The 12672-nt window shown below is 35.0% G+C and carries 6 protein-coding genes; 1 reads left to right on the top strand and 5 read right to left on the bottom strand.

The genetic code is table 11. The features are described from left to right. Nucleotides 1–70: 70 nt before the first annotated feature. The 4 genes from EKM00_RS12380 to EKM00_RS12365 all read right to left on the bottom strand — a co-directional run bounded on the left by EKM00_RS12380 (nt 71) and on the right by EKM00_RS12365 (nt 9268). On the bottom strand, nt 71–1666 hold the full coding sequence (locus EKM00_RS12380; protein WP_126516410.1) for a PKD domain-containing protein: 1596 nt from the start codon (nt 1664–1666) through the stop codon (nt 71–73). Nucleotides 1667–1686: 20 nt separating this feature from the next. Continuing rightward, on the bottom strand, nt 1687–3165 hold the full coding sequence (locus EKM00_RS12375; protein WP_126516409.1) for a RagB/SusD family nutrient uptake outer membrane protein: 1479 nt from the start codon (nt 3163–3165) through the stop codon (nt 1687–1689). A gap of 11 nt (nt 3166–3176) precedes the next feature. Continuing rightward, nucleotides 3177–6221, bottom strand: coding sequence for a SusC/RagA family TonB-linked outer membrane protein (locus EKM00_RS12370; RefSeq protein ID WP_126516408.1), 3045 nt, complete (start codon nt 6219–6221; stop codon nt 3177–3179). 236 nt (nt 6222–6457) lie between these two features. Then, nucleotides 6458–9268, bottom strand: coding sequence for a triple tyrosine motif-containing protein (locus EKM00_RS12365; RefSeq protein ID WP_126516407.1), 2811 nt, complete (start codon nt 9266–9268; stop codon nt 6458–6460). 179 nt (nt 9269–9447) lie between these two features. Here EKM00_RS12365 and uvrA point away from each other — a divergent pair, with 179 nt between their 5' ends. Continuing rightward, a complete protein-coding gene (uvrA, locus tag EKM00_RS12360; protein ID WP_126516406.1) occupies nt 9448–12243 on the top strand; it encodes an excinuclease ABC subunit UvrA in 2796 nt (931 codons plus the stop codon). Nucleotides 12244–12248: 5 nt separating this feature from the next. Here uvrA and EKM00_RS12355 read toward each other — a convergent pair whose 3' ends face one another. Further along, nucleotides 12249–12548 (bottom strand): hypothetical protein, encoded by a 300-nt coding sequence (locus EKM00_RS12355; protein WP_126455431.1) that lies wholly within the window; start codon nt 12546–12548, stop codon nt 12249–12251. Nucleotides 12549–12672 lie beyond the last annotated feature (124 nt).

Below are 12672 nucleotides of genomic sequence, written 5' to 3'. Positions count from 1 at the left end.
ATAACTGTGATACTCGTTGTATACCAATTCATTTTAAACTCATAATTACTTGCTACTATCTATCTTTTTATTAATTATGAAAATAAACATTGTCAACATAAACAGTGTTATTTCCGGCAGGCGCACCTACATAAATGAGCTGTGCAATGTGCGCTCGTGTGGTTAATCCTGTAAAAGAACTCAATGGAATATCTAAACTTACCCAAGATCCTTTTGCTGGAGATGAAACTGTTATTTCATGTTCTTTGTCGTCGCCCCCGCCAAAAGCTCCATTGGCACCAAAATCGACTAATTTTATTTTGAATTGTGTAAAGTCTGATGACCAAACGTCCGTATGAAAATGGGTCATTGCAGTAGCATTAATAGGACTTGTGGTTGCTTCGATACCAACAAAATCCAAGGCACTGTATTTTTTTGTCGCATTTCCATTAATACTCAAATCCGTCAAAGTGGCACTTGACCAGGAAGTTCTCCAGGTATCAACAGGGACATTTGCATACGCATCACTGAACATTGAAATTACTTTAGAAGCTCCTAAAGTAGGAGATGGCGCTGCACTAATTGAGCCCACCTGATTGTAAAAGAAAACATTATCTACATAAACCGTAGTATTTCCTGAAGGTGCGCCAACAAAAATTAATTGCGCAATGTGAGAACGAGTAGTCAATCCAGTGAAATTACTTAACGGAATATCTAAACTCACCCATTTTTCTTTCGCCGGATTTGAAATTGTGATTTCATGTTCTTTATCATCACCTCCACCAAAAACTCCATTAGCACCAAAATCAACCAATTTAACTTTAAATTCTGTCAAATCTGAAGACCATATATCGGTGTGAAAGAAAGTCATCGCCGAAGCATTAATTGGCTTTGTAGTTGCTTCAATACCTACAAAGTTTAAAGCGCTGTATTTTTTAGTTTTGTTACCACTAATATCAATGTCTTCGAGATTAGCCTGTGACCAAGATGTTCTCCAAGTGTCAACAGCAACATTTGTATAACTATCGCTAAACATAGAAATCACGTTCGCTGCTGGAATTGTAGGAACTGGTGCAGCAAATAAATTGGTTACAGTAATGGCTTGTGTTTTTTGTGTGGTTGCTGCACCTCCGCTCAAGGCAACTACTTTTACTTGATACGTTCCAGGATTCAAATATGTGTGTTTAATCACTTGACCTTCCATAAAATCAACGGGGACTTCATTAGTTACATCTCCAAAATAAACCTGAAAAAACGTTTCTAATTCAGCTTTTGCAGTTACAGTAATTGATAGGTTACTTCCAATAGTAATCGTGGGTTCAAAATTTCTTGGTGCCAAAAAAGAAACCGTTACTTCTTGAATCGCTTCAGTTTTTTTACCATTTATAGTTACCCCAACAATTTTCGCCTGAAATTTACCCTCTTTATATTTATGGGTAAAGGTACCACCCGGATTTACGTAAGCAGGCGCTGTGGTGGCATCACCAAAATAAATTTCGAACTGAGTTACTCCTTCCCCTTTTGGCAGAAAAGTAACATTTCCTGAATTATCTTGTGTAATGGTCGTCAGAGCAGATATATTTGAAGGCGCATTTACACCATCCAGATCTACGTCATTATTTTCGTCTGAACATCCCAAAAAGATCGTTAGAACAAAAAGACTTAGTATTAATTTTAATTTTTTCATATTGTAAATAATATTAGTTTTTAATATCCGGGATTTTGTGCCCAATTGCCATTTGCGAATTGAATTTCCTCGATAGGAATTGGAAACAATTCATTTTTATTGACTTTAAATCCAGTAATCTCCGTGGCAGCTTTACCTGTTCGTACTAAATCGAAGAAACGGTGGCCTTCACCAACTAATTCCACTCTTCTTTCTGCTAAGATAAAATCAGTCAAAGCAGCACCAGAAGATGAAATATCATGATTTAAATCGCCAAAAGCTCGTCTTCGAACTTGGTTCAAATAGCCTCTTGCTTTCGTATCATTCAGTCCTCCGCGATTGTAAGCTTCGGCCGCCATCAAAAGAACATCTGCATAGCGAATGGCTCTGTAATTATTAGGATTTGTGAGGTTTAAATCACCTTGTGCATTAGCACTTCTTTTTCTTGGAATATATTTTCTGTTGAAAAAACCGGTGTGTTCATATCCTTTTCCAAATGTGGCTCCTGTGGCTGTAGCCCAAGCTTCGATATCTAATATCGCAACTGCTTTTCTATTATCGCCTGCTTCAAATGCGTTTACGACTTTTTGAGTTGGAACATTAAAACTGAATCCTGAGGTAAATAAATTACCTGAATAATTTCTTGGTCCACTAAAACCAACGGCTACATTGCCTTCACTACATTGGAGACATCCAAAACCTGCTCCTTCAACATCCGTATATTGTACTTCAAAAACTGATTCTAAACCATTTTCTCCTGCATTTTCAAAAATAGTATTGTAATCTGAAACCAATGAATACGACGAAGTTGCAATCAAATTTTCAAGGGTTGTGGCCGCTTGTGGGTATTTATTTTGGTACAAATATGCTTTACCTAATAATGCTAAAGCAGCTCCTTTCGTGACTCTTCCTTTTTGTGCTGCTGTTGCTGATACGTTTTGAGAAGCAAAGATTAAATCTGCTTCGATAGAAGCGTAAACTTCCGCAACAGAGGAACGTTTAATAATTTTCTCGTCTCCAGAGCTGAATCTTACATCGCCTTTTAGTGGAATTCCACCAAACCATTTTACCAATTCAAAATGATAATAGGCTCTAAGAAAACGAGCTTCACCAATCACTTGATTTTTCCCTTGAAAATTAGTTTTATCTTTGAATTCTAAAATATAATTAGCCCTTTGTACTCCAGCAAACATCCAGTCCCACAAGTTTTTTAGATTACTGTTGACAGGAGTATGGATCATATCATCAATTTGCTGAAATCCTGGTGTATCCGATTGACTTTCGCCTCCGGCCAAGGTATTGTCTGAGGCTATTTCGCCTAATATTGCATTGAGATACGTGGATTGCAACAAATCATAGGCAGCAATCAAAGCATTGTCATAATCTGATTTCGAATTAAAATAGTTCTCAGAATCGATCGAATATTCTATTGGTCGGTCCACAAAATCATCACTGCAGGAAATGGTTACAGTTGAGAAGATTGTTATCGATATAAGGGTAATAAATAGATACTTTTTCATTTTAGTAGGAATTAAAAATTAATGTTTAAACCTAACAAATAGGTTCTTGGGATTGGATAAAAACCATAGTCAATTCCGCCGCCAATTGGAGCACCATCAGAAGCGCCTGGATCAAAACCTTTGTATTTTGTAAACGTATACAAGTTATTGACTCCTGCATATAATCGTAGTTTTGTGATTCCTGCTTTTTCAGAATATTTAGAATTTATCGAATAACCCAATTGTATGTTTTGAATTCTTAGATAGGATGCATCTTCAACAAAATAGCTGCTAAAAGTAGAATTTCCTGTGGCACTTGTAGTTACTCTTGGCGTCGTATTAGTACTTCCCTCACCAGTCCATCGATCTAGAACATAATTAAGACGATTGACATCAGTAAGATTTCTTTCATAATTTCGAACCATATCATTCTCTATAGAAGCAAATGTATAGACTGCAAAATCAAGGTTTTTGTAATTCATTTGTAAATTGAATCCCATTGAAGCAGCTGGAATTGGGTCTCCAATATTTGTTCTGTCACTCGCATCCAATATTCCATCTCCGTTCACATCTACAAAACGAAGATCACCAGGGCTGGCATTAGCACCCAGAGATAATTGAGACGGATGTGCATCAACTTCGGCTTGATTTTGAAAAATTCCATCTGTTTTATAGCCGTAAAAATAACCAATTGGCAGTCCAACTTCCATTCTTGAAGGTGGCTGTTGACCTACTCCAAAGGATCCTCCTTGTAAAAATGGTACTCCATTTGTGCTTAAAACTTCATTTTTAAGAAAGGTAACATTGTACCCCACACTCATTGAAAAATTATCAGAGAATTTATTTTTGTAATCTATAGCAAACTCAAATCCGGAATTTCTTACTGTCCCTCCATTGATTGTTGGAGAACCTGAACCAGGAGCTTCGGTCCCATTAATTCCTGAAACCGGTATATTCGTGATTAATAAGTCCGCACGTGTATCAATAAAATAATCGGCTACGATAGACACTTTATTTTGGATCAATTTAAGGTCTAAACCAACATCAAATTTTCTGGCTTCTTCCCACTTTAAATTTGGGTTCGGAATTTGTCCTACTGATAAACCATTGACCAATGCACCATCAAAAACATACGTCGCTTCCCCCGTTAATTGAGAAACATATCCATTATTACCAATTTGGTCATTTCCTAAAGTACCATAACTCCCTCTTAATTTCATGAAGTTGATTACCTTATCTTCTCCAAAAAACCCTTCATCTGATACTACCCAACCTGTTGTAAACGAAGGAAAATAACCCACTTTATTTCCGGGTCCAAATTTAGTTGAAGCATCACGACGTATCATGGCAGAAAAAAGATATTTTCCTTTATAATCATATTGCGCTCTTGCAAAATAGGATAGTCTTCTTTCATCATAATTATAAGCACTATTTGGAACTGTTTCAACGATTCCTCTTGTCAAACTTATATCAGCAAATTCCCATGAATTATATGGGACATCATATCCAGTGGCAAACAATCCGTTTCCAAATTGTTTAAAAATAGTGTTTCCTACTGTTGCCACGACATTATGGTCCTCCCCTATTTTCTTAGTATAGGTTCCAAATAAATCAAAGGAATAATCATTATCATTAATGGCACTTTGAGACACAGAACTTCTGGGTACATCAAACACTTTTCCACCATAATCAATTTGCTTGGCAAACGATTTAGATTCACTGTTTGAAGTATTAAAACCAATGGAACTCGAAATCGTAAAATCCTTGAAAACTTTATAATCCAATCCAAAATTACCGTTGACTTTCTTGAAGTTATAGTCATTATAGGTATTTGCAACTTGTGCCAATGGATTTATAATTTCTATTCCTAACCCAGTATTAGAAGGCACTTTTGTAAAATCACCATTTGCATCATACGGATTTAGCGTTGCTGGAGTGTTCAAGGCATTAAACAAAACAGAACCTAAACCTCTTTCGTTCAATGACTTTCTATTGAAATAAGTATAGATTACGTTTGTTTTTAATTTTAATTTATCAGTAATATCCGCTCCTAAAGACACTCTGGCTGTATTTCGTAAAAACCCAGATTTACTTCCGCCAATAATTCCCTCTTGATCCAGATGAGAACCACTTACTGCGTAAGTAATTTTATCAGAACCACCTGAAAAAGAGATATCGTGATTGATAATAGGCACACTAGTGCTAAAAATTTCATTTTGCCAGTTTGTTCCTTTCCCCAAACCGGAAACAGTAGGAAAAGGAATTGCATTCCCACCATTTGCATAACTTTCATTCAACAGTAAGGCATAATCAGTTGCATTCAATACAGGTAAGGTTCTTGAAGTTTCTTGAAAACCGGTATACGTATTGTAACTAATTCTCGCTTTTGAATTCTTTTTACCGGATTTAGTGGTGATAAGGATAATTCCATTAGCACCAATAGTTCCATAAATAGCAGCCTGAGCATCTTTCAGAACCGTAATGGACTCTACATCATTTGGATTTAGTAATCCAAGTTCACCAACATATCCATCAATAATTGTTGTAGGTCTATTATCTCCATTGGTTGCAATCCCCCTGATACGAATATCCAAAGCTGCACCCGGAGCACCAGAAGTGGTAGTGACATTCACACCCGAAACAGTTCCCTGCAACGCTTGCTCAATTTTAACTGGTTTCAAAGCTTCCAAAGTTTTACTGTCTACTACAGATACAGCGCCTGTAACTTCTCGTTTTTTCTGAGTTCCATAACCAATAACGACAACTTCGTCCAAAGTACTGGAATCCTCTTGTAATGTGATAATAAGTGCGCTATTATTAGACACCACTTTAAAGTCTCGATTTTTAAATCCTAAATAAGAAAAAGTAAGTGTTGCACCAGAGGGAACTTGTTTTAAGTAAAAGCGGCCATCCATATCTGTTGCTGATCCTATTGTTCCATTTTTGACTTTAACATTTACTCCCGGTATAGGTAAACCAGAACCTGCTTCTTTAACAACTCCTCCAATATCATATCCTTGGGCGAAACCAAACGAGGATAGAAATAGAAAAAGGATTAGTAGATAGTTTGACTTCATAATTTATGTTTTTTGTGAATTATAAAATTAATCGGAACCATTAATAATAAATTAAAAAGAACCTCAACAAAAAACATACAATGCAAAAATTTTGGTATTTAATTTACAATACTGAAAAAAGTATTGAATATTAAGAAGAAATTATGATAGTTGCTTTTCATCTAAAATAAAAAAACCACAACAATAACGCTATTGTTGTGGTAATGTATAGTTTTATTTGCAAAATCACATCCGAACTATACAGCCAAGATATACTCAACTAGTCCTTGTTCGTGTGATAATTCCATTTTTTTACGCAAACGATATCTTTTTATTTCAACACTTCGAACCGAAATATTTAACAAAGGAGCCACTTCTTTAGATGAAAGATTTAATCTTAAATAAGCACACAAACGCAAATCATTTGGAGTCAGTGATGGATGAGCCAATTTCATTTTTTTCAAAAAATCCTTATCTGCATTATCGAAGGCTTCCTTAAAAACACTCCAGCTATCCCCTTCTGAAATATTCTTATTAATAGTAGAGATGACTGATTTTATACTTCTATTGCCGTCGTCAGGTGTTTTCTTTAGGTCTTCTTTGATAAAAGCTAATAACTCGTTTTTACTGTTTAAACTCATCGTAGATACTGCTAATTCTCGACTTTTAGTATCTACATCCTGAGAAAGTTGCTCGTTTCTAATTCGCATTACTTCCTGTTCATTTTCAAGTTCTTTAATTTCCAATAAAAGATTATTCTCCTCTATCAATTTCTCTTTCTGTTTTTGGTAGTAATTTTTATAAGCCTTGTGAATAAATTGAGCCATCACAAGCACCAATATGAGGTACACAAATAAAGCAATGTTAGTAAAATACCACGGTTTTTTAACGGTAAAAGAATACTCTATACTGTTTTCCAGGGCAGAATTCGCAAATTTAGCTTTGACCTTAAAAGTGTAATAACCCGGTGGCAAATTTTTAAAACTCACTGTTGGTTTTGCGTTCCATTCACTCCAATCCTCCTGGAATCCTTCTAATAAATACTGATATTCAGCATTAATATATTTATTAAATTCAGGAACAGTATAATTAAAGCTAATGTTATTTTCATCATAACTGAAACGCCCCTCTTCTTTAATATCACGGTTTACAAAGCTTTCATTCAGCTTGTTTGTTGTTATTGCAGCGAACGAAATACTATGATTTTTAAAACTCAAATCATTAATATTCAATACATAATACCCATCTGTTGTTCCAATCAAATAATTTGAATTAGATATTTGGGTGATGTTTTCAAAACCCAACATAGAATTAGTCAATGAAGCCGGGATAGGAATTACATTTTGTTTGAGTTGATTACTCAATTTACTCGATGAAAAATAATGAATATAATTCTTTGAAAACAACCATATTTTATTAGAATTATCCACTATCAATTTCCCTGATGTATATTCCTCTTTTTCGAAAACAGCACTTAACAACTCGTCTTTGGCAAATCGTTTTGTTGTATTGTTGAGTTTAAAAATCCCTTCTTTATTGGCATAATAAATCGTATTATTCAATTTTGTCAAACTTGCATTCTTCCCTTTTTTAGGAGAAGAATACGTAGTAAAGGGTTTAGTTTTAAGTAGCGTATTATCTAGTTGCAATCTAAAAACACCTTTATATTCATGGCTCACATACACTTCAAGCGCAGCTGTTATTTCAAAATATCGCGAAGAATAATTAAATCCTACAATTTTATTTTTAAAAATCCATTGGTTGTTAATTTTTTTTAAAACAGAAATTCCGTAATAATTTCCTTGAAGTACAAGTTCTTTTTGATTGGGAACCGTCTCAAATTTCCAAGTTCCTGATGCTGAAAACACATTTTTTGCAACGGCGTTCTCAATCACAAAAGTTCCGGAATCATGACCACAAAAAAGCGTTCCGTCATATTCAAACAAAGACCAAACCTGCCCCTTTGTGCCATTTATGAATTTGAATTGCCCATTAGTTTGGTGATCTTTATAAAACAACCCTTGATTTGTTCCTATATATAAATTTCCCTTATATAATTTTGACGTGTACACTGTCCCTAAAATTCCGGTATCATCGACAAAATTTTGTATCGGAGATTGCAAATTGATACAATTGATTCCGTTATCTAATCCTACCCATAAATTTTGATCCGCATCTTCAAACAAAGACAAAACAGTATTGTTACTTAGTCCTTTGTTTTGAGTAATATGATACTTAATGTTTCCTTCATTGGTCAAAATAAAGATTCCATTAGAAACTGTTCCTAAAGCGAAACTTCCATCAGAAAGCAATTGACTGCTATATACGCTGCTGGCAGCTAATTCGGAGTCAACTTCGGTAGAAAACTTAGTCAAAGTAGGACCTATAAGTTTGTAAAATCCGTTGAGCTGTGTCTGGATCAAAAGTCCTTCCTCAATACTAAAAACATTTACGATCCTATTGCTTTGCAAAATAGGATTATTTGAAACCAAGCGCCCTTTTCCGCTTTCAATTTCAAATAGACCGCCATGAATCGTTTGAAAATAGATACCATTTTTAGTTCGGAATGATTTAGTGATTTTATAATTTGGCGCAATTACCTTGAACGTACCTGTTTTAGTATCGTAAATATAAATTCGATCTAATGATTGAAAGATTACCCACTGGTCATAATTTAAAACATTCCAGAATTGTTCGTCATCTAGAATCTTGTTTTTTATTCTGTTACTAAGTGAAGTGTATTTTAGTTTCCCATCTGTCTGTCGTGTCCAGAAGCCAAATTCCATGTAACATCCGGTGTAAATTTTGTTTCCTATGACTTTTACGGAACGAATAATTGTTTCATTAGGTGATGGATACAATTCCCAATTTGAACCATTGAATTCTAACAATCCGTCATTATTAGCAAAAAAAACATAGCGGTTTTGATCTTGTGCGATCATCCAGTTTTGGTTACCAGCCCCATAAGTACTCGATGTGTATTTTACAATTGGGGGTAACTCTTGAGAAAAAGCACAAAAGGACATTAAAAAAATAAAAAAAAGTAGTTTTGTTTTCAAGGGTATCATTTTGTTAATTTATTCCAAAAATAGATTTAAAATTAGCATTTATTTATGGGATAGAAAACATAAAAACTATACAACTTAGAAAAACAGGAGTAACAACCCCTTTTTAATCATTATTTGTGAGTTGTTCAATCCCTTTTCTCTGTTGAAAATTGATTACTTTTGTGAAAATTATCTTTTTTATGCAAGTTGACCTTTCGAAACTAGATCCAAAGAAAAATATTATTATAAAAGGAGCGCAAGTACACAACCTAAAAAATGTAGATGTCGCAATTCCCAGAAATAAGTTAGTGGTTATCACCGGACTTTCGGGTTCTGGAAAATCAAGTTTGGCTTTTGATACTTTGTATGCTGAGGGACAGCGTCGCTATGTAGAAAGTTTATCTTCGTATGCGAGACAATTTCTTGGACGATTGGATAAACCAAAAGTGGAATACATAAAAGGAATTGCTCCGGCAATTGCTATTGAACAAAAAGTAAATACTACCAATGCCCGCTCTACCGTAGGAACCTCAACCGAAATATACGATTATGTAAAATTGCTTTTTGCCAGAATTGGACGCACTTATTCGCCTATTTCTGGTCGAGAAGTCAAAAAAAATAACGTTACAGATGTCATTACCGATGTCAAAACATTTGAAAAAGACAGCAAATGGTTGCTGCTTGCACCGATTCATCTAGAAGAAGGACGCAAACTGGAAGATAAGCTAAAAGTACTTTTACAACAAGGTTTTGCCCGAATATTAGTAAATAATGAAATGGTACGACTAGACGATTTGTCGGATTCATTAGACAAAAAACAAATTTTCCTAATCATTGACCGAATTGTGATTAATCACGATACTTCAGGCGAAGAAGAGTTTTACAATCGATTGGCAGATGCTGTGCAAACGGCTTTCTTTGAAGGAAAAGGAATTTGCTATTTACAGGAATTAAACGCTGATAAAAAATATTCTTATTCCAATAATTTTGAGTTGGATGGTATTACATTTCTAGAACCAAACGTTCATTTATTTAGCTTCAATAATCCGTATGGAGCATGTCCCGTTTGTGAAGGATATGGAAATATTATAGGAATTGATTCCGAATTAGTCGTGCCGAATACCACATTGTCCGTTTTTGAAAATGGAATCTTCCCTTGGCGAGGAGAAAGTATGAGCTGGTTTCGCGACGAATTAGTAAATAATGCCTACAAATTTGATTTTCCAATACACAAACCGTATTATGAGTTGTCTGAGGATCAAAAAGAACTACTTTGGAATGGAAATAGTTATTTCCAAGGATTGAATGATTTTTTTAAAGAACTGGAAGAAAAAAATTATAAAATTCAAAACAGAGTAATGCTCTCCCGATATCGAGGCAAAACCAAATGCCATTCCTGCAAAGGAAAACGCTTGAGAGTAGAAGCTTCCTACGTGAAAATAAACGCAAAAACAGTTTCTGATTTAGTTGATTTACCGATTAAACATCTGGTTACTTTTTTCGAAAACATTGATTTAGATGTGTATGAAAAGCAAATTTCCAAACGCTTATTATTAGAAATCAACAACCGTTTGTCCTTTTTAACCGAAGTAGGATTGGACTACCTTACATTAAACAGAAATTCTGCAACACTTTCCGGAGGAGAATCACAACGCATCAACTTAGCCACTTCGCTTGGAAGCAGTTTAGTAGGATCTATGTATATTTTGGATGAGCCCAGTATTGGTCTGCACCCTAAAGATACGGAACGCTTGATAAAAGTATTGCTATCGTTACGCGATTTAGGAAATACGGTCATTGTGGTAGAACACGATGAGGATATCATGAAAGCCGCTGACATGATTATTGATATAGGTCCGGAAGCAGGAACTTTAGGCGGGCATTTAGTCGCGCAGGGAACCTATGACGAAATATTAAAATCGACTTCACTTACAGCGAAATATCTAAACGGTGATTTAGAAATTAGCGTCCCTAAAAAACGAAGACTTTTCAAGAATTTTATTGACATAAAAGGAGCACGAGAAAATAATTTACAAAATATTGATGTTACTTTTCCACTGGATGTATTAACGGTTATTACAGGAGTTTCTGGAAGTGGAAAAAGTACGCTTGTTAAGAAAATCCTTTTTCCGGCCATGCAAAAAAAGTTGGAAAACGCAGGTGAAAAAGCAGGACAATTTACTGAAATGACCGGTTCTTTTGCTCAAATTAAACACATAGAATACGTAGATCAAAACCCAATAGGAAGAAGTTCCCGTTCTAATCCGGTGACGTATATCAAGGCGTATGATGATATTCGAGAATTGTATGCTAGAGAAAAATTATCAAAAATAAGAGGCTATCAAGCCAAACATTTTTCTTTTAATGTTGATGGCGGAAGATGTGAAACATGTAAAGGAGAAGGTGCTATCAATGTAGAAATGGTTTTTATGGCTGATGTACAATTACCTTGTGAAACCTGCAACGGGAAACGATTCAAGAAAGAAGTGCTGGAAGTCGCTTTTGAAGGTAAAAACATTCACGATATACTAACGATGACAATCGATGACGCTATTGCCTTTTTTATAGCAAATAAACAACCTAAAATAACTCAAAAATTACAGCCTTTGCAAGATGTAGGATTGGGATATGTTCAATTAGGGCAATCCTCATCTACTCTGTCTGGAGGAGAAGCACAGCGTATAAAACTGGCTTCATTCTTGGTAAAAGGAGCGACAAAAGACAAAGCCTTATTTGTTTTTGATGAGCCTACAACGGGATTACATTTTCATGACATCAAGAAACTAATGGCTTCCTTCAATGCATTGATTGATAAAGGACATTCGATTATTGTTATCGAACACAACCTTGATTTAATAAAGTGTGCAGATTGGATTATAGACTTAGGGCCTGAGGGGGGAGAAAATGGCGGGAAATTGCTTGCAGTAGGAACTCCTGAACAAGTTGTAAAAATAAAACAATCAATTACAGGGCAGTATTTAAAAGATAAATTGTAAACGGATTACCCCATATAACATTTCTCCTCAAAAGCATTTCCATCTTCATCAATAGCTACAAGTATTTTTTTAGCTTTTGAGGAAACCTGTGTAATATAAATCCAGGCGATGGACCACAGTCCTAACGTAATGCAACATATACAAAAATTAAAAAGATGATCTACTTTTTGTCTTTTTTTCAATAAAATAGCGAAGGGCAACTTGTCGTTTCGTTCCAACACTATAAATCCATGACTGGTCTTATTTTCCAGGATGGAGGAAAACTTTACAAAATTCTGCTCGGTTGTACTTGTATTGCTTTTCATATTATTTCAGATAATTTACCGCTGCTTTTTAACAAACAGTGATAAAATGACAATTACAAAAATAATGGCAATTTTAGAACTTCACAATACCCACTTTTAGTGATATTTTGCATTTCTATTTTTT

This window comes from Flavobacterium sp. RSP15 (assembly GCF_003968755.1).
Lineage (GTDB): Bacteria > Bacteroidota > Bacteroidia > Flavobacteriales > Flavobacteriaceae > Flavobacterium.
This window is presented reverse-complemented; position numbering and strand designations above follow the sequence as displayed.